Source organism: Sphingopyxis sp. (assembly GCF_016793825.1).
Classification (GTDB): domain Bacteria; phylum Pseudomonadota; class Alphaproteobacteria; order Sphingomonadales; family Sphingomonadaceae; genus Sphingopyxis.
On record NZ_JAEULM010000019.1, the window covers coordinates 290,794 to 312,839 of the forward strand.

Here is a 22,046-nt window from a genome sequence, read left to right on the forward strand (position 1 = left end):
GGCGGCTTTCCACGTCCAGGCCGACATTCGCTCCGGCCCTCGAACAAGAAGGGCCGGGAATTACTCCCCGGCCCCGCTGTTCATGGCCTCTTTTCCTACCAGCCCGACGGATGCCCCTTGTTCTGCTCGTCGAGCCACTTCTTCAGAGGCGCGAAATAGTCGGCCATCGCCTTACCCGACATCTCGCGGCTGCCGGTGAAGGCCTGCAGCGCGTCGGGCCAGGGCTTCGACGCCCCCATTTTCAGCATCGCGTCCAGCTTCGCACCGACGTCCTTGTTGCCATAGAAGGAGCAGCGGTGAAGCGGCCCCTTCCAGCCCGCCTGCTTGCAGGCCGCCTGATAGAATTGGAACTGCAACACGCGGGCGAGGAAATAGCGGGTATAGGGCGTGTTGCCCGGAATGTGGAACTTCGCGCCCGCATCGAACGCATTTGCCGGCCGTTCGCCGGGCGGAACGATGCCCTGATACTGGGTGCGCAATTGCGTCCAGGCCTTGTTATAGTCGGCGGGCTTGATCGACCCGTCGAACACGCCCCAACGCCAGCGGTCGACGAGCAGGCCAAAGGGCAGGAACGCCACCTTGTCCATCGCCTGACGCAGCAGCAGCCCGATGTCCTTGTCGGCGCTCGGGACCTTCGCCTTGTCGAGCAGGCCGATATCGACCAGATATTGCGGGGTGATCGACAGCGCGACGAAATCCCCGATCGCCTCGTGGAAACCGTCGTTCGCGCCGTTCAGATACAGGAACGGCTGCTGGTTATAGGCGCGCTGATAATAGTTGTGGCCCAGTTCGTGGTGAATCGTGACGAAGTCGTCGGCGTTCACCTTGATGCACATCTTGATGCGGATATCGTCCTTGTTGTCGATGTCCCATGCCGAGGCATGACAGACGACTTCGCGGTCGGCGGGTTTCAGGAACTGACTGCGCTTCCAGAAGGTGTCGGGCAGCGCGGCAAAGCCCAGCGAGGAATAGAAATTCTCGCCTGCCTTGACCATGTCCAGTGGGCCCTTGCCCTTTTCCTTCAGCAGGTCGCCGATGTCATAGCCAAGATCGCCGGTGCCGGGCGGGGCGACGAGCGGGTAGATGTTGCCCCATTCCTGCGCCCACATATTGCCGAGGAGGTCGGCGCGGATCGGGCCGGTCTTGGGCTGCACCGCGTCGCCATATTTCTCGTTCAGCTTCCAGCGCACATAGGTATGGAGCGCCACGTAAAGCGGCTTCATGTCCTGCCAGATCTTTTCCGTCACCTTCGCGAATTCCTCGGGCGGCATGTCATAGCCCGACCGCCACATCGCGCCGGTATCGGCAAAGCCCAATTCTTTCGCACCCTCGTTCGCGATTCCGACCATCTTTACATAGTCGTCCTTCATTGGCGCGCCGACCTTGTCGTGCCAGCTTGTCCACATTTCGGCGAATTGCGCGGGCGTATGGTCCAGATTGCCCATCTCCGCCTCGATGTCGGAGCCGGAGATTTCCTTGCCGTCGAGGGTGCCGCGGCCCTTGCCATATTGCGACTGCAGGTCGGTCGCGATCTGGTTGAGTTCGGTCGCCGCGCCGGGCTTCGTCGGCGCCGGCAGGACGATGCCGGTGCGCAGGATGTCGAGCTTGCGCTTCGTGTCGGCGCTCAGCCCCGCGACATTCGCGTATTTCGCGGCTTCGAGGGCATATTTGACCGACTTTTCGGTACCGATTGCGTTGATCCGCGCCGCCATCGCGTCGGTATCCTCGGTGATATAGGTCGCGTTGACCCAGTTCACCTGGCTACCCTCGACCGTATAGTCGAACAGGTCCTTTTCGACCCCGGCGATGAAGGCATCGGCATCGGCGGCAGTCGGCGCGGTCTGGGCAAGGACGGGGGAAGCCACCGCTAGCGACAGCGCAAGCGACAGCGTTGAAATCATGGCTTTCATGGGGTCGATCCTCTTGGACGTGGGTGCGCTCTCGGGGGCGCGATGGCCGGCAATCTGAACGCCGCCGCCGGCCCGGTCAAGCGGTGAGGAAGGCCGCGATCGCTTCACCCATTTCCGGCTGCGTCACGCTCGACATGTGCGTGCCGGGAATCGTCACCAGTTCGGCGTCGACAAGTACCCCGGCAAGGTCGGCGGCCGACCCGTTGTCCTGATCCTGCTCGCCGCACACGAGCAGGGTCGGCATCGTCAGTGCGGCGAGCATGTCGGGCGTCGTGTCGGTAAAACTGTCCAGAAGCAGGCTCGCCGCCACGCGGTCGATCTTCATGGTCTTCATGAACTGGATCGACAGCCAGGTGTCGTCACCGCGTTTCGCGGTTTCATAATCGGCGATCACGCGCTGGAAGAATCGCCCGCGCTTCGCCCAGCCGGCGAGGCCGGCCAGTCCCATGCCGCCAAGGATCAACCGGCGCGGCCGCATCCCGGCGACCACCGCGCGTGCGCTGGTGCGCGCGCCCAGCGAAAAGCCGCCAAGGTCGAAATCGGCGATCCCCAGATGCGCGATCAGGTCCTCGAGATCGCGGACGAGGATATCGGGCGGGTAATGGTACGGCTCGTGCGGCGCCTCGCTCGACCCGTGGACGCGCAGGTCGGGCATGACGACCCGAAACCCCGCCGCCGCGATCCGCTCGGCCGTCCCGAACTTGATCCAGTTGACCTCGGCGTTCGAAAACAGGCCGTGGAGCAGGACGAGCGGGCGGCCGTCTCCCATCTCGCGCCAGGCCAGCCGCACACCGTCGCGCGCGTCGAAAAATTGCGGTTCGATCATCATGCCCGGCGCTATGCGCTCTCAACCGGCAAGTCTGCAAGAACCCATCAACGCGGCTGAAGGCCCTTCTGCTCCATCCGCCACCTCGCCATGTCGATGCGGTCCTGTCCGAAGAAAGGCTCGCCGTCGAAAACCAGCGTCGGGACGCCCCAATGCCCCGCGATTTCGAGCGCAACCTGATTCGCCGCGATCTCGTTATCGAGGGCTTCGGCATCGGCCGCCGCTTCGGCATCGAGTTCGGCGAGGCTGAGTCCCGCCCGCCGCGCCGCGCCGGCAAGATGGTCGCCAAGATGCCAGTCCTGCGCCCCACCCCAGATGAGTTGCGCAACCTCGTGACAAAAACCGAGACTCCGGCCGCGCCGCGACGCCGCCTGCCCCATCCGCGTGAGGCGGTGGATATAGGGTTGTTCGGCCGCGATCTCGCGCGTCATGATATTCTGTACGATCGGGTCGGGTCGCGGCGGTCCGAAGGGAATGCCGTGAAATTGCGCCACCCGGATCATGTCGCGCATCGTGTAGCTCAACCAGTTGGGATGATTGCGCTCAAAAAAATCGGGTTGGCGGATGGCGAGCGGATAGACCGGACGCAAGTTGATCGCGAGATCGTGGCTGGCCGCAAGCGCCCGATAGCGGCCGATGGCGAGATAGCTGTAGGGCGAGCGAAAGGACCAGAAGAGGTCGGCGGTCAGGGTCATGGCCCCTATCCTGCAAAAAAAGACGCCTCACGCAAGCGCCCGTAAAAAATTTTGCACCAAATCAGATATTTCACGGATCGCGCAAAGCAGATTGAATTTAATAGCATCTGCTATTATATCTGCTGCCATGAGTGAGACGATCGGCTTCCTCCTGAACGACAGTGCGCGTCTTTTTCGGCGCGCCTTCAACGCGCGCACGCGCGACAGTGGCATTACGGCGCTGCAATGGCGACTGATCACCTATCTGAAACGCCACGAGGGTATCCGTCAGGGGCCGCTTGCCGAGCTGATCGAAGTCGAACCGATCACGCTTTCGCGCATGGTCGACCGGCTGGCGGAGGGAGGGCTGGTCGAACGCCGCGCCGACCCGACCGACCGCCGCGCCTGGCGGCTCTATCTGACTCCGCGCGCAGCCGTCCTCCTGAACGGCATCCGCGATATCGCGCAGGGACTGACCGATGACGCGACCGAAGGGCTTAGCGCCGCCGAACGCGATCAGCTTGCCGCGCTTGTGGAGCGTGTGCGCGCGAACCTGTCCCGCCGCGAATGCCAAAAAGAGACTCAATGATGGACCAGCTCTCCCCCTCCCCCGTCAAGGCCGAGGATGCCGCACCGGCGCGCGCGCCGAAGGCCGACCCGGTTCCGCCGGCCGCGAAGCCGATGGTGGAAACCGAAACAACGGCCAGCCCGGGCTGGCGTACCCGACTCCTGATGTTTGGCCTTCCAGCCATCCTGATCGCGGCAGGCGGTTGGTACTGGCTGACGAGCGGCGGATCGGTGTCGACCGACAATGCCTATGTCCAGATGGACAAGGTTTCGATCGCTGCCGAAGTCGGCGGACGCATCACCGACGTTGCCGTCAAGGACGGTCAGATGGTCGCGGCGGGACAATTGCTGTTCCGCATCGACGGCGAACCCTATGCCCTGAGCGTGGCGCAGGCCAATGCCGCGATCGACGCGGCGAAAGTCGATGTCGGAAATCTGTCCGCGAGCTTCGCCGCGACGGGCGTCGATATCAAATCGGCCGAGGAAGGGCTGGCTTTCGCCCAATCCAACTTCGCCCGGCAAGCCGCGTTGATGGACAAGGGATTCACGACCAAGGCCGCCTATGACGCATCGAAACATTCGGTCGAACTCGCGCGGGCGCAACTTGCCGCAGCAAAGGCCGACGCCACCGAAGCGCGCGCCAAGCTCGCCACCGGCGGAACCGGCATCAATCCCCAGGTCGAGGCCGCAAAAGTCCAACGCGCCCAGGCCGAGGTCAACCTTGGCCGTACCGAAGTACGGGCCCCGAGCGCGGGCCGCATTGCCCAATCGGACCGGCTGCTGATTGGCCAGATGATGGTCGCGGGCCTGCCGGCCGTCACCATCGTCGATACCGGCCACCCATGGGTGGAGGCGAACTTCAAGGAAACCGATCTGGCCAACATGCGCGTCGGCCAGCGAGCCGAAATCAGCTTCGACGCCTATCCGGGGCTGAAGGTACGGGGCCATGTGCTGACGATCGGTGCCGGGACCGGCAGCGAATTCTCCGTGCTGCCCGCGCAGAACGCCACGGGCAACTGGGTCAAGGTGACACAGCGCGTGCCGGTCCGCATCGCTTTCGACGAAACACCGTCGCGCGACATGATCGCCGGCCTGTCGGCCGACGTCCGGGTCTTCACCGCGGCCCGATAGGCGATGGCGAGCCGCGCCCTTCCCCGCCGCTCGCCCGCAGCGGCGCGGCCGATCGACAATGCGATCCCGCTGCACGAGCAGATCCGGTATCGCGGCCTGCTGACCGTCGCGGTGATGGGCGCGTCGATCATGCAGATACTCGACACGACGATCGCCAACGTCGCCATCCCGCATATGCAGTCGGCGCTCGGCGCAACGAGCGAGACCGTGAACTGGGTCCTCACCAGCTATATCATCGCCTCCGCCGTCGCGATGCCGATCACCGGCTGGCTCGCCGACCGCATCGGGCGGCGGCGGCTGTTCCTGACTGCCGTCACGGGGTTCATCATCGCTTCGATGGCGTGCGGTGCCGCACAGAATCTGGAAGAGATGGTGGTGTTCCGTTTTCTCCAGGGGATCAGCGCCGCCTTCATCGGGCCGCTGTCCCAGTCGGTCATGCTCGACATCAACCCGCCGGAAAAACAGGGGCGCGCGATGTCGATCTGGGGGATGGGAATCATGATCGGGCCGATTCTGGGCCCGATCCTTGGCGGGTGGCTGACCGAATCGGTCAATTGGCGCTGGGTATTTTACGTCAATCTGCCTGTCGGGCTCGCCACGCTGGCGCTTATGTGGGCTCTGCTTCCCGCGACGGGAACCCGCGAGCGCAAGTTCGACCTGTTCGGATTCTCGATGCTCGCCCTCGGGTTGGCTGCGCTGCAGTTGATGCTCGACCGCGGCGCCCAGCAGGACTGGTTCGACAGCGTCGAAATCTGGATCGAAATGGGGGTCGCGGCGGCCTGTCTGTGGATGTTCGTGATTCATCTGCTCACCGCCCGCAACCCGCTGTTCAACCGCCCGATGCTTGCCGACCGCAACCTTGCCACAGCGATGGGTTTCATGATTGTCATCGGCGTGGTGATGTTCGCTTCGATGGCGCTGCTGCCGCCAATGCTCCAGCGGCTGTTCGGCTGGCCGGTGATCGACACCGGCTGGGTGCTCGCGGTTCGCGGGGTCGGCATTTTGGCGAGCATGTGGGTCGCGGGACAGCTTCTCGGCAAGATAGACGCACGCTGGATGGTCGGGACCGGCCTGATCATCGCCGCGCTGTCGCTGTGGCAGATGAGCCACTGGTCGCTGGAAATGGGAATGCGGCCCGTCATCGTCAGCGGGCTGGTGCAGGGCCTCGGCATGGGGCTGATCTTCATCCCGCTCAACACCATGGCCTTCGCCACCATCCCGCCCCTATACCGAACCGACGGATCGAGCCTCCTCAATCTTTTCCGCAGCGTCGGTGCGTCGGTGGGCATTTCGATCGTGACAACGCTGCTCGGTGCGAACACGCAGACAAGCCACGAGGATCTGGTTTCGCATATCACCAGTAGCTCGACGAGCCTGCTCGACCCCTCGACCGCAGACCGGTTCGGCATCATCGGTGACACCGCGATGGCCATGGTCAACGCCGAGATCAACCGACAAGCGGCGATGGTCGCCTATATCGACGATTTCTGGCTGATGATGTGGGTGACGCTGGCGGCGGTCCCGCTCGTCCTGCTGCTGCGTCCCGCGCAACCCGGTGCGCCGAAGGCGTCGGCTGCCGACATGGGTCACTGACGCATCAGCGTTGCCGATGCGCCACCGCAAGACGCATGAATTCCGCAGCGTCGGGCGTCTCTTCAAATACCGGCAAATGGTCGGGCAGGACGATCCACCGCCGTTTGCGCTTCACCCACATGTGGGTGAACGGCTCCGCCAGCATCGGATCGTCGAGCGACCCGCCACGCACGATCGCCATGCCCGGCCGCTCGCTGTTGATGCTGTGAACGCGGCTGAAACAGTCGGGGCAGAAATGCGCGGTCGTCAATCCGCCCGAAGGGCGGGGTAGCGACGAGGTCACGCTGCGCCCTTCGACGCGCAGCACGTCGATCATCACCACGACCTGATCGGCAAAGGCGCTGCCCGTCGATTTCTGGCAATCGAGACAATGGCAGCAATAGTTGAGCAGCGGCCCGTCCTGCTCGAAGCGATAGCGGAGTTGCCCGCAGCGGCAACCGCCGGTGATCTCGCTGGCCATCGTCAACGAAAGAAGCAGTTCGTGCCCGCGAACAAGGCGTCGATCTTCGCGGCCTCACCGGGTTCGGCGAACATGCCGCCAACAACCTTGTCGCCGCTGCCGATACCGAACTCCTCGCCCAGCGTGCTGTCCTCGACATCGACGATCGACACCGACTCCTTGGCCTTCGCCCGGGTCGTTCCGATACCGATCCCGCTGGGGGTCGAATATTCCAACGCACCATTCTCGTTGCCGAGAAACCAGCCGACGAACTTTCCGCCCTGAAAGTTGAGCGTCATCGCGTCGAATCGGGTGAACGCCATCGGCCCCGCCCCGCATTCCTCGTTGGTGCTGCGATCGTCGAGTTGTCCCGCTACGCGCGCCAGCACATCCTCCGCCTGCGCGCGCGGAATGCCGAACGCCAGCAGGCTGGACTTGCCGCTGGCCTTGTCGATGAAGCGAAGCCCCTCGCCGTCGAGGCTGATCGCCGTGGTCGCGGCGTCGGGACCGTCGGCCTTCGCCTCGGGCATCGGCGGCGCATCGACGGTATCTTCGCCCGCCGCCGCCTTGTCCGCGGCCGGCTTGCACGCCGCGAGCATGGCCATCAACGCGAGGACTGCCAGTTTCCGCATCGTCTATCTCCTGCCTCTGCCTGCGAACGGTACGATCAATATCGCACCCACGGTCGCAAGCGCCATATCCTTTTGGGCGTCCCAGATGTCACCCTGCTGACCATTGTACCGATCGGCGGTCTCGCCCGCCGCAACGATTGTAAGCAGCCATTCGAAAATCTCGTAGAGGCACGAGATGGCCAGAACCCAGCCGAGCGCCGACAGTGCCGCACCGCGCGCGCCCAGCCCGCCCCAGCGGCGCGCGAATTCCGCAACTGGCACCACCGACAACGCGCCGAAGGCGAAATGGACCAGCCGATCATAATGATTGCGGCCCCATCCGAAGGTTTCGGACAGCGTCGATCCGGTCATCGCGCGCACCCAGTCGTCATAGGGGACGTTGCTGTACGCATAACGGCCGCCGAGCGTGTGCAGCGCCACGAAGACGACGATGCACGCCAGCGCAGGCGTCGACAGCGGCCAGCGGCGCAGCAAGGCGGGCGAGGCGACGAGCAGCAGCATGGTCGGAAGGTGCTGAAGCAGCGCGACGTCGGGATAGGGCTGGTCGATCTGCGCCACCAACAGCGACGCGAGCAACAGGCCGATCAGGAGTCGTTGCGTCTCGGGACGCGCCGGCGCGTCGGTCACCGTCCGAAATCCTTCCCGACGAAAATGGCCGAAAACTGCGCAACTTCACTCGGAAACGCACAAATCGCACGGACGGACGGAACTCGCATCATACCGGTCAGGCTAAGGCAGCAACAGAGTGCAGGACAGCGATTTTCGATGCGTCACCAGCGCAGCGACATGCAGCTCAGACCGGCGTCGATGCGCGCGATATGATCGGTCGCCATCGCGCGAAAGGGCACGCCCCGCGCCGCAAGCAGCGCCTGCGTCGCCAGCCAGCGCTCGCCGATCAGCACCGTGTCGCGCACGCGCAGGATATTCGCAGCCCCCTCCTCGCCCGGCGGGGTCAACACGACCTCAAGTCCGGCGAACTCCGGGCAGTCGCGCATCGCCGGAACGGCCAGAACGGTGCCCGCGTCGATCAGACTGCATCCCGTCTTGAAATGCAGCACGCCCGCGGGCGTCTCCGCGATCTCGGCGCGATAGCCCAGCTGTTCGAGCAAACCCGAAAGCTCGGTCGCGCCCGCGCGGTCGGTGCGGTCGGACAGGCCGATGATCACGCGGTCCGCAAGGCGCAGCACGTCGCCCCCCTCGACATGGCCGACGGTCATGTCGAGCAGAACCGGATGGCGCGCAGCGAGCGCCTCGCGAACATGCGCAACTTCGCCGGCGCGGCTCGCCGCACCGGGACGCAGCAGGATCGCGCCTTCGGGAAAGGTCAGCGCAACATCCTCGGTGAAGAGCGCGTCGGGATAATCGTCGAGCGCGGAAAGAACCTCGACCGACAGCCCCAGCTCGCGCAGCATGGCGACATAGGCCCGATGCTCGGCGGCGAGCGTTTCGAAATCGGGGTCGGGTCCGCCGCCGGCACGGATGCCGTTGACGGCCGAGGGTGCAGGGGCGCGGCAGAGCGCGTGCGAAAAGGCGAAGGGGCTATCCATCCCCCCTCTTATCCGTTCGCATCGAGCGAAGTCGAGATGCTCTTGGGGAGCGCACCCGCGATGGGGGCCTCGACTTCATCCCCGAAGGGCTCGACACGAACGGGATTGCGAGGCCGATCAGCCCTTTTTCAGGTGCCGGCGGCCGAGCAGTTCGGCGATCTGCACCGCATTCAGCGCCGCGCCTTTGCGGAGATTGTCGCTGACGCACCAGAGGTTCAGGCCGTTGTCGACGGTCGGATCGTCGCGGACGCGGCTGACGAAGGTCGCGAAATCGCCAACCGCTTCGACCGGGGTGATGTATCCGCCGTCTTCCCGCTTGTCGTGAAGCACGACGCCCGGCGCCTCGCGCAGGATGCGCTGCGCGTCTTCGGCAGACAGTTCGTCTTCCAGCTCGATATTGATCGCCTCGCTATGCCCGACGAAGACGGGAACGCGCACGCAGGTTGCGGTGACCTTGATCTTGGGATCGAGGATCTTCTTGGTCTCGACGACCATCTTCCACTCTTCCTTCGTCGAACCGTCGTCGAGGAACTTGTCGATATGCGGGATGACGTTGAAGGCGATCTGCTTGGTGAATTTCTGCACGTCCTTCTCGTCGCCGACAAAGATCTGGCGCGTCTGGTTCCACAGCTCGTCCATGCCCGCCTTGCCCGCGCCCGACACCGACTGATAGGTCGAGACGACGACGCGCTTGATCGTCGCGGCGTCGTGAAGCGGCTTCAGCGCAACGACCATCTGTGCGGTCGAGCAGTTCGGGTTCGCGATGATGTTCTTCGCCGTGTAACCGTCGATTGCATCGGGGTTCACCTCGGGCACGATCAACGGCACATCGGGGTCCATGCGATAGAGCGACGAATTGTCGATCACGACGCAGCCCGCCGCGGCGGCCTTCGGCGCGTGGATCGCGGTCGCGTCGCTGCCGATCGCGAAAATCGCCATATCCCAGCCGGACCAGTCGAAATTCTCGATATTCTGGCATTTGACGGTTTTGCCGCTGTCGCCAATCTCGATCTCGTCGCCCTGGCTGCGCGACGAAGCGACCGCCGCCAGTTCGTCATAGGGAAATTCGCGCTCGGCGAGGATGGCGAGCACTTCGCGCCCGACATTGCCCGTCGCGCCGGCGACAACGATACGATAACCCATTCACTCACTCCTCGAACGTAAGAACTCGGTTGGAAACGTAGGTCAGTCAGATTTTCCAGCGGAAATGGCCGGTCAGCGGATGGTCGAACAGCGCATCCTCCTCACGGGTACCACCGCCGATATTGTGGATCACCAGCGGCGTGCCCACGGTATTCCTGCGATCGGACACGATCCCCGTGTGCGGCAGCCGTCCGTTCACCATCTGGGTGAAGATGTCGCCCGCCCGCCAATCGGCCGGTTTGTCGGTCACGGGCACCGAGGCGCCCTGCCGCCGCCAGAAGGTCGCCAGATTGGGCACGCGCCGATGGTCGATGTTCCGGTCGGGACGCGCCAGACCCCAATTCTTCGGATAGACTCCGAAATTGGCCCGCATGTCGGCGTTTACAAGCCCCTGCAAGTCAAGCGCCAGCGCGTCGCGAAACGCGCGGATCACCACATCGGTGCACACGCCCTTCGCCCGGTCGACGTCGCCGTTCGGGAAGGCGAGAACCGTATAGGCAGGGTCATAACGCAGCGTGACACCGACCTGCCCGCGCGCCGCGGCGACAAGGCGCTGCGCATTGGTCGCCGCCATTGCCCCGCCCGACACGCCGAACGCCCCAACGGCGATCGCCGCGCCGATGAAGGCGCGCCGTGTCGGCTGCATGGAAAGGGACGGCTGCATCAATTTCGCTATGCCCAAATGAAAAACGACCGGCTCTGCCTGTTGGCGGAACCGGTCGTTTTTGAAAGCTGTTTCGGCTTTGTGGAGGAGAAGCTCTCCTTAGCCTTCGCCGGCTTCCGACCGGTATTCGCGGCGTTCCGCAATACGCGCCGATTTACCGGTTCGGCCACGAAGATAGTAAAGCTTCGCACGACGAACGGCGCCCTTGCGGACGACGGTAATGCTGTCGATGTTGGGCGAATAGAGCGGGAACACGCGCTCGACACCTTCGCCGAACGACATTTTGCGCACGGTGAAGTTGGAGCCCATGCCCTTGTTCGAGCGTGCGATGCACACGCCTTCGAAATTCTGGACGCGGGTGCGTTCGCCTTCGACCACCTTCACGCCGACTTTCAGCGTGTCGCCGGGACGGAAGGTCGGAATGGTCTTCGCCGCTTTGGCGATTTCTTCGGCTTCGATCGTCTGGATGAGGTTCATGTCCTCTAGTCCTTCTCTTTTCGCCGCGCGCCAGAGGCAGGTCGGGCCCGAGCGCCCTCATGACGCTCCCAAAGGTCCGGCCTGCGTAACCGTGTATGATCTTCCGCCTGTTGTTTCCGCCAGGCCGCGATCTTCGCATGATCCCCCGATCGCAGCACTTCGGGGATCGTGCGCCCTTCCCACATAGCAGGCCGGGTATAGTGCGGATATTCGAGCAAACCGTTTTCGAACGATTCGTCGTCACCGCTGGATGGCGCGCCCATTACGCCGGGAAGCAGCCGAATGCAAGCGTCGAGCAGCAACAGCGCCCCCATCTCCCCGCCGGACAATATGATGTCGCCCATCGACACTTGTTCGATGGCGCGCGCATCGAAGATGCGTTCGTCGAATCCCTCGAACCGGCCGCAGAGAATGATCGCGCCCGGACCGGCGGCAAGCTGGCGGACGCGCGCCTGCGTGACGGGCGCCCCGCGCGGCGTCATCGCCAGCACCGGCAGCCCCGGATGGGCCGCCACCGCATGGTCGATCGCGGCCGCCAGAACATCGGGCTTCAGCACCATTCCGGCCCCGCCACCAGCCGGCGTGTCGTCGACGGTGCGATGCCTGTCGGTCGCGAAATCGCGGATCTGCACCGGATCGCACGCCCAGACCCCAGCCTCGAGCGCGCGCCCCGCCATGCTGTGCCCCAGCGGACCGGGGAACATGTCGGGGTAAAGCGTCAGGGGAACGGCGGTGAACGTCATGGCAGCGGCTCCCATAGCCGCTCGGGCATCATCTGGCGATCCATCCGCAGTTCCTCATGCAGCCATTCGCGGAACCGCTCGATCTTGCGCACCCCGACGCGGCCCTCGCGGTGGACGAGATAGTTGCCGGTGCCCGTCTCATAGATCGGCTCGAACGGCCGCACCAGTCGCCCGGCCTCCAGTTCCCCCCGCCAGTAGAGCGGGGTCATCAGCGCGACGCCAAAGCCGCCCTGCACAGCGACCGCTTCCTGTAGCTGGCTGTCGAGTTCGATACCCTGCCGTCGCGGCGGGGGCGTGCCGATACCTGCCTGGGCCAGCCAGCCCGCCCACCAGGGATCGTTGGGGGCGAGGCGTTCGACGCGCAGCAGGTCCGCGGGCGCGGCTATCGCATGCGCATCGCGAAAGGCCGGCGAACAGATCGGCGTGACATGGCTTCGGAACAGGAAGTCCGTGCGCAGCCCCGGCCAGTTGCCGTCGCCCGTACGCAGCGCGACATCGACATTGGTCGCGTCGAAATCGACGAGATCGTTCGACATCAGCAGGCGCACGGCGAGGTCGGGGTGGCGCAGCTGGAACCGCCCGATCCGCGCGCTGAGCCAGGTTCCGCCGAGCGTCATCGCCGCGCTGATCGTCAATATGTCGGCGTCGTCGCTCCGCAGCGCGCCAAAGGCATCGCTCATTGCGGCAAAAGCACCGCTTATTGCCGGAAGCAGCCGCCGACCGGTTTCCGACAATCGCACGCGCCCTTTCTCGCGGACGAACAAGGCGCGGCCAAGCCGCTCCTCCAGTTGGCGAATTTGGTAACTGACTGCGGCCTGAGTCATACCAAGCTCTTCAGCAGCGCGCGAGAAATTCTGCAGCCGCGCTGCGGCTTCGAAGACCCGGACGGCGGCAAGCGGCGGCAGTTTCGACATGTTCGATATATAAGCCTGCCTTATGATATATGCCAGAGCCTTTGTTGGCTTTCCGGCGCGCGGAGGCGCATTTGAAGGGCACACGCCAGAAAGGAGAAAAGCGATGTTGGACGAACATTTCATGCGAGGCTGGACCCACAGCCATGAACGGCTGAGCGCGGATCTCGATCGCGGGATCGTGGGATTGAAGGGCATGTTTCGCCGCTTCGTCGAACTCGTCACCCCGCCCCACGCACCCGGCGAAGACATCGTTTTCGGCGACATGATCCGCGGACGCCGCCGCGCCGGACAGCCTGTCCGCGCGCGCATCCGGAAAGGCCGCTGAGCGGCACAGGTCTGCCGCTCCGGTCCCTTGACGGGGCGGCAGGCCGACAGGACGGGGTTCGCTCTACAGCGACCCTGGACTGCTCTCGGGATGACGGACGACCGGGGCGTCGTCGTTAGTCAACGAAGGCCGCGTCGATGGTCACGCCCTCGTTGCTCCACGCCGGAACCGCGCGGGCATTCATCGGCACCATGAAACGCTTGCCATCGGGGCGGCGGATTTCGAGGATGTCGCCCGCGCCGAAATTCTCGACCGCGACGACGTCGCCCACCCCACTGCCGTCGGTCGATACGCACGGCAGACCGATCAGATCGTGGTGATAATATTCGCCGTCGGCCAACGCCGGCAGCGCCGAGCGCGGGACCGTCAGGACCGTGCCGCGCAGCGCCTCGGCCGCGCTGCGGTCGGTCACTTCGACAAAGGTCGCGACCGCGCCCTGATTGGCAGGCCGCACCGATTTCAGCGTCAGCCTGCTTGTCCCCGCATCGAAAACGGAAAAGGCGCGGAGAGCCTCCGCGCCTTCACCAAACAGCTTCAAGCGGACCTCGCCCCGTACCCCGTGCGCGCCGGCGATGGCGGCAAGGGTGACGGGGCGGTCGGCGCGGGCCAAGGCTTAGCCTTCGGCCTTTTCTTCGCCGGCGGCCTCTTCTGCCGGGGCTTCTTCGGCAACCGGGCCGCCTTCGGCGACTTCTTCGGCGATCGCGGTCGCGTCTTCGGCGGTCGCATCGGCCGGGACTTCGTCGGCGACGGCTTCGGCAACCGCCTCAGCGGTTTCTTCGCTCTTCACCGAACCGGTCGCGTCCGATTCAGCCGCTTCGGGGGCGGCGGCCTCTTCGGCGGCCACTTCCGGAGCGGCGTCTTCGACGGCTTCAGGCTCGGGCGCCGGAGCGGCTGCAGCTGCGGCGGCGGCCTCTTCGGCGTCAGCCAGCTTCTGCGCCTTTTCCTCGGCGCGTTCCTTGGCCTTTTCGCCCGGGAGGCCCTTGCTCGGGTTGTTACGGGCAGCGCGCTCCTTGACGCCGGCAGCGTCGAGGAAGCGGGCGACGCGATCCGACGGCTGCGCGCCGACGCTCAGCCAATGCTTCGCACGGTCGGCATCGAGCTTCACGCGCTCCGGATTATCCTTGGCGAGCAGCGGGTTGTAGCTGCCGATACGCTCGATGAAGCGGCCATCGCGCGGGCTGCGCGAGTCAGCGACGACGATCTTGTAGTAAGGGCGCTTTTTCGAACCGCCGCGCGAAAGGCGAATGGAGGTAGCCATGATATTTTCCTTCAGAGTTTAATGTTCAGAGTTTCGTCGAGTTATTTCTTTTTATTCATAAGATTGGCGAGTTCGGGCGGGATCGCTCCGCCGCCGAGACCGGGCAATCCGCCAAGGCCGCCGCCACCCATGCCGCCGCCGCCCAAACCGCCCATTCCGCCACCGCCCTTGCCGAACAGCGCGCCGAGCCCCTTGAGCCCGCCCATCTTGCGGATTTTCTTCATCGCGGTGGACATTTCCTGGTGCATCTTCAGCACCTTGTTCACCTGCTGCACCGTCGTGCCCGATCCGTTGGCGATACGGATCTTGCGCTTTGCGGTCAGGATTTCAGGCTTCGCGCGTTCCTTGGGGGTCATCGATCCCATGATCGCGTCGAAATGGATCAGCATCTTGTCGTCGGCGCCGCTCTGCGCCATCGCCGTCTGCGCCTTCTTGAGGCCGGGGATCATCCCCGCCAGCGCACCAAGACCGCCCATGCGGCGCATCTGGTTCAATTGCGTGCGCAGGTCGTTGAGGTCGAAGATGCCCTTGGCCATCTTCGCGGCCATCGCCTCGGCCTCTTCGGCCTGGATCGTTTCGGCCGCGCGCTCGACCAGGCTGACGACGTCGCCCATGCCAAGGATACGCCCCGCGATGCGCGAGGGCTGGAAAAGCTCCAGCCCGTCGAGCTTTTCGCCCGTGCCCGCGAACTTGATCGGCTTGCCGGTGACGGCGCGCATCGACAGCGCGGCGCCGCCGCGCGCGTCGCCGTCCATGCGGGTCAGCACGACGCCGGTCAGCGGCACCTGATCGGTAAAGCGCTGCGCGACCTGCACCGCGTCCTGACCGGTCAGGCTGTCGACGACGAGCAGGGTTTCGGCCGGGTTGGCGGCACGCGACACCGCCTGCATCTCGTCCATCAGTTGCTGGTCGACGTGGAGCCGGCCCGCGGTGTCGAGCATCAGGACATCATAGCCCTGCAGCTTGGCGGCCTGCATCGCGCGGCTCGCGATCTCGACCGGCTGCTGCCCCGCAACGATCGGCAACGTCGCAACGTCGATCTGGCTGCCGAGTACCGCGAGCTGTTCCTGCGCGGCGGGGCGATTGACGTCGAGCGACGCCATCAGCACCTTCTTGCGCTCTTTCTCCTTGAGCCGCTTGGCAATTTTCGCGGTCGTGGTGGTCTTACCCGAACCCTGCAGGCCGACCATCATGATGACGGCGGGCGGCGTGACCGCGAGCTCGAGCTCGGCGGTTTCGGAGCCGAGCATTTCGGTCAGCGCGTCGCTGACGATCTTGACCACCTGCTGGCCCGGGGTGACCGAGCGCAGGACATTCTGGCCGATCGCCAGTTCGGTGACCTGATCGACGAAGCTGCGCACGACGGGCAGCGCGACGTCGGCCTCCAGCAGGGCGATTCGCACTTCGCGCATCGCCGCGCGCACGTCGGCCTCGGTCAGCGCTCCGCGACCGCGCAGCTTTCCGAAAACATCGCCAAGCCGATTGCTCAGACTGTCGAACATGCGCCTAAAAAGTCCCTTCTGACGGCCCGCAACGCAAAACACGCCGGTGAGCGAAACCTCGCCAACCAGCGGTATCCGTGGACAGGTTTTCCGTCGCGGATGTCGTGTGCGTCCGTCCGCAAGATGCGGCCGGACGCGGGCCCTTTACGCAAAACCGTACCGAAACGCAAGCGGCAGCGGCGGCACCCTCCGGATCCGCGCGGCGGGCGAAATCCCATCCACCGATCCGGTCGGCATCACCGTCACGGCGCGCGGGACAGGTCCGAAATGGCCAGAAAACGGGGAGAACTTAACGCAAATTTCACGGCTTACCGGCCATAAGCGCCGCGATGGTGGGGAATGATTATATGATAGCCGAGCCGAAGCCTCGCAACCGAAGCGAGGATGCCAAACGGGATATACTGGCAGGGGGTATCGTCGTTGCGGCGATCGTCCTGTTCGTCGGGACCGGCGGGACGGTGATGCAGGCGGTGGTGCAAACGCTGATCGGCATCGGCGGCGGCCCCGACAAGGCCTTGTCGGCGGCGCTGATCCTGAACATCGCGCTGATCCTGTTCGGCTGGCGCCGCTATGAGGATCTGAACCGCGAGATTCGCGAACGGACCGACGCCGAACATCGCGCCCGCTATCTGGCGGACACCGATCCGCTGACCGGCTTCCTCAATCGTCGCGCGCTGATTGCACGCGGGCAGCAGGCGATCGCCGAGGCGACGGCCGCGAAACGCCACGTGGCGCTGTTCCTGCTCGACCTCGATCATTTCAAGACCGTCAACGACATTCATGGGCACGCCGCGGGCGACCGCGTCCTGCAGGTCGCAGCCGAACGCATCAGCGCCGTCCTGCCTCCCAATGCCACCAAGGCGCGGCTTGGCGGCGACGAGTTCGTCGCGATGCTGCAGTTCGAACCCGGCGTGCGCGGCAACATCGACGCGCTCGCGGCCGAGCTTGTCACCGCCCTCGAGGCAACGGTCGCGCACGACGCGCAGCAAATCCGCATCGGCGCATCGCTCGGCATCGCGCTGGCGACCGAGGCGAGCATGACGATGGAAACCATGGTCCGCCAGGCCGATATCGCCATGTATCACTGCAAGGACGAAGGTCGGAATCGCCATGTCTGGTTCGAACAGGGCATGGAAATGGCCGTGCAGGTCCGCAACCAGATCGAAACCGGCATCCGCGACGGTATGCCGCGGGGCGAATTCGTCGCCCACTTCGAACCGCAGGTCGACATCGCCAGCGGCCGCCTGATGGGCTTCGAAATGCTGATGCGATGGGAATCGCCCGAATATGGCCTGATCCCGCCCGAACGCTTCATCCCCGTCGCCGAGGAAAGCGGACTGATCGGCGAATTGTCGCTTCAGGTCATTCGCCAGGCGATGGAAGCAGCCAAGAGCTGGGACCCGGCGATCATGCTTGCGGTCAACATCTCGCCGCAACAGCTCAAGGATCCCTGGTTCAGCCAGAAGCTGACCAAGCTGCTCGTCGAAACCGGATTCCCGGCAAATCAGCTCGAGGTCGAAATCACCGAAAGCTCGCTGTTCGAAAATCTGCCGCTCGTCCGCTCGATCGTGACCAGCCTCAAGAATCAGGGCGTCTCGCTGAGCCTCGACGATTTCGGCACCGGCTACAGCTCGCTCTCGCACCTCCGCGCCTTGCCGTTCGACCGGATCAAGATCGACCGCAGCTTCATCGCCGCGATGCGCGGCAGCGCCGACGCGCAGGCGATCGTCGTCGCGATCGTGCGGCTGGGCGAAAGCCTTTCGATGCCGATCACGGCCGAAGGGGTCGAAGACGAAGCAACCGCGATCGAACTCACCCGGCTTGGCTGTTCGAAGGGGCAGGGCTGGTATTACGGCCGCGCCTTGTCGGCCGACGATACCGCGCGCCTGCTCGCCGAACGCGGCCTGCTCCGCGCGCCGCTTTCCCCGCAAGGCAGTTCGCCCTCGTCCGAGGGCGAAGATCTGCGCAAGACGGCGTAACCCGGCTTTCGTCGTCCAGCGCCGGCGATCCCCGGCCACATCGCTAGACTTCACCGGCTGGCGCCCCTACATGCGCGAGCTATGGCGGACCGTTTCACCAAGATGCATGGGCTCGGCAACGACTTCGTCGTGATCGACGCGCGGGTGCGCGCCGTCGAGATGACGCCGGCGCGCGCGCACGCGATCGCCGATCGACGCCACGGCATCGGCTGCGACCAGCTCATCCTCCTGGAGCCTTCGGCGAAGGCCGATGTAAGGATGCGCATCTTCAACGCCGACGGCAGCGAGGTCGAGGCGTGTGGCAATGCGACGCGCTGCGTCGCGACCCTGCTCGGCGAACCTGCGGTGATCGAGACGCTGGGCGGCATGCTGCGCGTGACGCCCGCCGACGGCGGCGCGGAAGTGGTCCTCGGCGAACCTGTCTTCGACTGGGAGCATATTCCGCTCGCGATGCCGATGGACACCCGCGACATGCCCGTCGCGTGGGACGAGCTGGAACATGGCGCCGCGGTCAACGTCGGCAATCCGCACATCGTCTTCTTCGTGCCCGAAGCCGACGCGGTCGCACTCGACGAGATCGGCCCGCGGATCGAAACCGACCCGCTGTTTCCCGAGCGCGTCAACGTCAATGTCGCCAGCCTCGATGGCGAGAATCAGTTGCAATTGCGGGTCTGGGAACGCGGCGTCGGGCTGACCCAGGCTTGCGGCACCGGCGCGTGCGCGACCGCGGTCGCGGCGATCCGCGCCGGCAAGGTGGCATCGCCCGTGACAGTCTCGCTGCCGGGTGGCGACCTGATCATCCGCTGGGCGCCGGGCGAACCAATCGTGATGAGCGGCGCTGCGACCCGCGTCTATGACGGCGAAACCGATTGGGCGCAGTTCGGATGAGTGCTGCCCTCGCCGACCGGCAAGAGGTCGTCAACTTCGGATGCCGGCTCAACATTGCCGAAGGGGAAGCGATCCGCACCGCCGCGATGCAGGCGCCCCGACGCGACCGGATTGTCTTCAATAGCTGCGCAGTGACCGACGAAGCCGTGCGACAGGCGAAGCAGGCGGTGCGCCGTGCGCTGCGCGAACGGCCCGGCGCCGATGTCGTCGTCACCGGCTGCGCCGCGGAACTCGAAGGCGACACCTTTGCCGCGATGGGCGCGCGGGTGGTTGCGAATGACGCGAAGGGGTTGGCCCAAAGCTATGGCGCCGCCGCCGCGCCTGCCGCAGCTTCCTACACTCCGGCGCTGTCCGGAGCCGATCACGCGCGCGCGTTCCTCGGGGTCCAGACCGGCTGTTCGCATAGCTGCACCTTCTGCGCGACGGTGATCGCGCGCGGCACGGCGCGTTCGGCGACGGTCGATGCCGTCGTGGGGGCCGCGCAAATCGCGCTCGATCGCGGCCAGCGCGAGATCGTCCTGACCGGGGTCGACCTGGCGAGTTATGGCGACGACAGCGGAACCAGCCTCGCGGCGCTGGTCGACGCGCTGCTTCGCCTGCCGATCGAGCGGCTCCGCCTCTCTTCGCTCGACCCGAACCGCATCGACGATGCGCTGTTCGCGCTGCTGACTGGCGAGGCGCGCATCATGCCGCATGTTCACCTGTCGTTGCAGGCCGGCGACGATATGGTGCTGACCCGGATGAAGCGCCGCCATCGCCGCGCCGATGCCGTGCGGCTGACCGAACGGCTCAAGGCCGCCCGCCCCGAAATCACCATCGGCGCCGACCTGATCGCGGGATTTCCGACCGAGGATGACAGGATGTTCGCCAACAGCATGGCCCTGATCGACGATTGCGACATCGTCTTCGGCCATATCTTTCCTTACAGCCCGCGCGCCGGCACGCCCGCTGCGCGGATGCCGCAGGTCGGCCGCGCCATTGCGCGCGGTCGCGCCGCGCGGCTCCGCGAGGCCAATGCGAACCGCCGCGCCGCATGGCTCGATGCACAGATCGGGCGCGCGGCATCGATGCTCGTCGAACGCGATGGACTGACCGGCCATGCCGAAAATTTTGCCGCGCTGACCCTGATGGCGCCGGCCGAGCCCGGTAGCATCGTGCCCGTCCGACTGGCCGTGCGCAACGGCGACAGGATGATGGCCGCATGAGCGGGCTTAGCTGGAGCGAACGGCTACTCGGCGGCCTGAAGCGCACGTCGGAGCGGCTGGGTGAAAACCTGTCGGGCCTCACCGGCAAGTCGCGCCTCGACGATGACGATCTCGACCGGATCGAGGATGCGCTGATCACCGCCGACCTTGGCCCCACGATGGCGAGCCGCATCCGCGACCGCCTGTCGGAGCGCCGCGACGTCGCGGCGAACGGCATCGACGGGCTGCGCACGATCGTGGCGGAGGAGATCGCCGCCGTGCTCCGCCCCGTTGCCGAGCCGCTGGAAATCGACGCCTTCCCGCGCCCGCAAGTCATATTGGTGATCGGCGTCAACGGATCGGGCAAGACGACAACCATCGCCAAGCTTGCGCACCTGTTCCAGGAACAGGATTATGGCGTGATGCTCGTCGCCGGCGACACGTTCCGCGCCGCGGCGATCGGTCAGCTCAAGGTCTGGGCCGAACGGCTCAGCGTGCCCATCATGGCGGGTCCGGAAGGTGGCGACAGCGCCGGCATCGTGTTCGACGCCGTCAAGCAGGCGACCGCGACCGGCATCGACGTGCTGATCGTCGACACCGCCGGGCGCCTCCAGAACAAGCGCGAGCTGATGGATGAACTGGCGAAGATAAAGCGGGTTCTCGGCCGGCTGAACCCAGCTGCGCCGCACGACGTAGTCCTGGTGCTCGATGCAACGACGGGGCAGAATGCGCTGGCCCAGATCGACGTTTTCCGCGAAGTGGCAGGCGTGACCGGGCTCGTGATGACCAAGCTCGACGGCACCGCCCGGGGCGGGGTCCTGGTTGCCGCGGCCGAACGCCACGGCCTTCCCATCCACGCGATCGGCATCGGTGAGACGATCGACGATCTTCGACCCTTCGACGCCGACGAAATTGCAGGCATCATTGCCGGAAACATCCGATGACCGATCAAAGCGACCAACTTCCGGGCGGCCCCGAGCCGATCCCGGCCGCACCGCCCGCCAAGCATGGCTGGCTCAATTTCGCGATCGATTTCGGGCCGCTGCTCGTCTTCTTCCTGACCTATAAATTCGCCTCGGGCGGCGAAGGCGCCTTCGCCGCGACCACCGCGGCCATCAAGGGCACGCTCGCCTTCATGGCCGCAATCATTGTTGCGATGGCCGTATCGAAGTGGAAGCTCGGCAAGATTTCGCCGATGCTGTGGATGTCCGGCGTGCTGGTCATCGGGTTCGGCGCTCTGACGATCTGGTTCCACGACGAACGCTTCATCGTGATGAAGCCGACGATCATCTATGCGGCCTTTGCCGCGCTGCTGCTTGGCGGCTGGTGGTTCAAGCGGCCGATGCTCAAATATCTGCTCCAGTCGGCGCTCGACGGCGTGACCGAAAGGGGCTGGTTGTTGCTATCGCGCAACTGGGGCCTGTTCTTCGCCGCGCTCGGTATCGCCAATCATGTGATGTACGAGCTGATCCAGGCAAAGCAGATGAGCTTTGACCTGTGGCTGACGATCAAGGTTTGGGGCGTGACCGCGCTTTCGTTCCTGTTTACGCTGAGCCAGCTTCCGGTCATGCTCAAGAACGGCCTCGCGATCCCGGAAGAAGCGTCGGAGCCGGCCGGCATCGGCAAAAGTTGAGTCCGCTCCCCGTCGCT

General features: G+C 65.1%; 23 protein-coding genes and 1 pseudogene. 9 read left to right on the forward strand and 15 right to left on the reverse strand.

The annotated features are described in order from the left end of the window. Positions 1-95: 95 nt before the first annotated feature. From JNM03_RS05760 to JNM03_RS05770, 3 genes are all read right to left on the reverse strand, one after another. The gene (locus JNM03_RS05760) at positions 96-1,910 is read right to left on the reverse strand and encodes a M2 family metallopeptidase (protein ID WP_294035174.1); all 1,815 of its coding nucleotides are present in this window, start codon (positions 1,908-1,910) and stop codon (positions 96-98) included. A gap of 76 nt (positions 1,911-1,986) precedes the next feature. Continuing rightward, a complete protein-coding gene (locus JNM03_RS05765) occupies positions 1,987-2,739 on the reverse strand; it encodes an alpha/beta fold hydrolase (RefSeq protein ID WP_294035176.1) in 753 nt (250 codons plus the stop codon). A 44-nt stretch (positions 2,740-2,783) separates the two neighbouring features. Continuing rightward, the gene (locus JNM03_RS05770; protein ID WP_294035178.1) at positions 2,784-3,431 is read right to left on the reverse strand and encodes a 2-hydroxychromene-2-carboxylate isomerase; all 648 of its coding nucleotides are present in this window, start codon (positions 3,429-3,431) and stop codon (positions 2,784-2,786) included. Positions 3,432-3,558: 127 nt separating this feature from the next. Here JNM03_RS05770 and JNM03_RS05775 point away from each other — a divergent pair, with 127 nt between their 5' ends. From JNM03_RS05775 to JNM03_RS05785, 3 genes are read left to right on the forward strand one after another with little or no spacing between them, the layout of a single operon-like run. Continuing rightward, the gene (locus JNM03_RS05775) at positions 3,559-3,999 is read left to right on the forward strand and encodes a MarR family winged helix-turn-helix transcriptional regulator (protein WP_294035180.1); all 441 of its coding nucleotides are present in this window, start codon (positions 3,559-3,561) and stop codon (positions 3,997-3,999) included. Further along, positions 3,996-5,108: an HlyD family secretion protein gene (locus tag JNM03_RS05780; protein ID WP_294035182.1), complete on the forward strand. Its 1,113-nt coding sequence runs from the start codon at positions 3,996-3,998 to the stop codon at positions 5,106-5,108. Before JNM03_RS05775 ends, JNM03_RS05780 begins: the two co-directional genes overlap by 4 nt. Positions 5,109-5,111: 3 nt before the next feature. Beyond that, complete coding sequence (locus tag JNM03_RS05785; protein ID WP_294035184.1) at positions 5,112-6,701, forward strand: DHA2 family efflux MFS transporter permease subunit; 1,590 nt, start codon at positions 5,112-5,114, stop codon at positions 6,699-6,701. A 4-nt stretch (positions 6,702-6,705) separates the two neighbouring features. On the opposite strand, the gene JNM03_RS05790 is transcribed toward JNM03_RS05785, so the two are convergent. From JNM03_RS05790 to JNM03_RS05830, 9 genes are all read right to left on the reverse strand, one after another. Next, a complete protein-coding gene (locus tag JNM03_RS05790) occupies positions 6,706-7,161 on the reverse strand; it encodes a GFA family protein (protein WP_294035186.1) in 456 nt (151 codons plus the stop codon). 2 nt (positions 7,162-7,163) lie between these two features. Further along, positions 7,164-7,772 (reverse strand): hypothetical protein, encoded by a 609-nt coding sequence (locus tag JNM03_RS05795; protein WP_294035187.1) that lies wholly within the window; start codon positions 7,770-7,772, stop codon positions 7,164-7,166. 3 nt (positions 7,773-7,775) lie between these two features. Next, positions 7,776-8,399, reverse strand: coding sequence for a DUF2238 domain-containing protein (locus tag JNM03_RS05800; protein ID WP_294035188.1), 624 nt, complete (start codon positions 8,397-8,399; stop codon positions 7,776-7,778). Between the two features lie 143 nt (positions 8,400-8,542). Beyond that, entirely contained in the window at positions 8,543-9,319 is a 777-nt protein-coding gene (locus JNM03_RS05805; RefSeq protein ID WP_294035190.1) for an arginine deiminase family protein, read from the reverse strand. 117 nt (positions 9,320-9,436) lie between these two features. Beyond that, complete coding sequence (locus JNM03_RS05810) at positions 9,437-10,462, reverse strand: aspartate-semialdehyde dehydrogenase (protein WP_294035192.1); 1,026 nt, start codon at positions 10,460-10,462, stop codon at positions 9,437-9,439. Positions 10,463-10,508: 46 nt separating this feature from the next. After that, entirely contained in the window at positions 10,509-11,126 is a 618-nt protein-coding gene (locus JNM03_RS05815) for a DUF1287 domain-containing protein (protein ID WP_294035194.1), read from the reverse strand. 99 nt (positions 11,127-11,225) lie between these two features. Beyond that, on the reverse strand, positions 11,226-11,603 hold the full coding sequence (rplS, locus tag JNM03_RS05820; protein ID WP_062185076.1) for a 50S ribosomal protein L19: 378 nt from the start codon (positions 11,601-11,603) through the stop codon (positions 11,226-11,228). A 5-nt stretch (positions 11,604-11,608) separates the two neighbouring features. Further along, positions 11,609-12,346: a tRNA (guanosine(37)-N1)-methyltransferase TrmD gene (trmD, locus tag JNM03_RS05825; protein WP_294035198.1), complete on the reverse strand. Its 738-nt coding sequence runs from the start codon at positions 12,344-12,346 to the stop codon at positions 11,609-11,611. Further along, positions 12,343-13,260 (reverse strand): LysR substrate-binding domain-containing protein, encoded by a 918-nt coding sequence (locus JNM03_RS05830; RefSeq protein ID WP_294035200.1) that lies wholly within the window; start codon positions 13,258-13,260, stop codon positions 12,343-12,345. Before JNM03_RS05830 ends, trmD begins: the two co-directional genes overlap by 4 nt. A gap of 103 nt (positions 13,261-13,363) precedes the next feature. Between JNM03_RS05830 and JNM03_RS05835 the strand changes: the two genes are divergently transcribed. Then, positions 13,364-13,585, forward strand: coding sequence for a hypothetical protein (locus JNM03_RS05835; protein WP_294035201.1), 222 nt, complete (start codon positions 13,364-13,366; stop codon positions 13,583-13,585). 115 nt (positions 13,586-13,700) lie between these two features. Here JNM03_RS05835 and rimM read toward each other — a convergent pair whose 3' ends face one another. The 3 genes and pseudogenes from rimM to ffh form a co-directional block, all read right to left on the reverse strand. Continuing rightward, complete coding sequence (gene rimM / locus JNM03_RS05840) at positions 13,701-14,195, reverse strand: ribosome maturation factor RimM (protein ID WP_294035203.1); 495 nt, start codon at positions 14,193-14,195, stop codon at positions 13,701-13,703. Positions 14,196-14,387: 192 nt separating this feature from the next. Further along, positions 14,388-14,843, reverse strand: a pseudogene (gene rpsP / locus JNM03_RS05845) (30S ribosomal protein S16); the annotation flags it as partial. A gap of 41 nt (positions 14,844-14,884) precedes the next feature. Continuing rightward, complete coding sequence (ffh, locus tag JNM03_RS05850; protein ID WP_294035205.1) at positions 14,885-16,345, reverse strand: signal recognition particle protein; 1,461 nt, start codon at positions 16,343-16,345, stop codon at positions 14,885-14,887. 347 nt (positions 16,346-16,692) lie between these two features. Between ffh and JNM03_RS05855 the strand changes: the two genes are divergently transcribed. From JNM03_RS05855 to JNM03_RS05875, 5 genes are all read left to right on the forward strand, one after another. Next, a complete protein-coding gene (locus JNM03_RS05855) occupies positions 16,693-18,324 on the forward strand; it encodes an EAL domain-containing protein (RefSeq protein ID WP_294035207.1) in 1,632 nt (543 codons plus the stop codon). Between the two features lie 81 nt (positions 18,325-18,405). Beyond that, on the forward strand, positions 18,406-19,212 hold the full coding sequence (gene dapF / locus JNM03_RS05860; protein ID WP_294035208.1) for a diaminopimelate epimerase: 807 nt from the start codon (positions 18,406-18,408) through the stop codon (positions 19,210-19,212). After that, positions 19,209-20,417 (forward strand): MiaB/RimO family radical SAM methylthiotransferase, encoded by a 1,209-nt coding sequence (locus tag JNM03_RS05865; protein WP_294035210.1) that lies wholly within the window; start codon positions 19,209-19,211, stop codon positions 20,415-20,417. Before dapF ends, JNM03_RS05865 begins: the two co-directional genes overlap by 4 nt. Next, entirely contained in the window at positions 20,414-21,340 is a 927-nt protein-coding gene (gene ftsY / locus JNM03_RS05870) for a signal recognition particle-docking protein FtsY (RefSeq protein ID WP_294035211.1), read from the forward strand. Before JNM03_RS05865 ends, ftsY begins: the two co-directional genes overlap by 4 nt. After that, positions 21,337-22,029: an inner membrane-spanning protein YciB gene (locus JNM03_RS05875; RefSeq protein ID WP_294035213.1), complete on the forward strand. Its 693-nt coding sequence runs from the start codon at positions 21,337-21,339 to the stop codon at positions 22,027-22,029. The genes ftsY and JNM03_RS05875 overlap by 4 nt, the downstream gene beginning before the upstream one ends. The last annotated feature ends 17 nt before the right edge of the window (positions 22,030-22,046 follow it).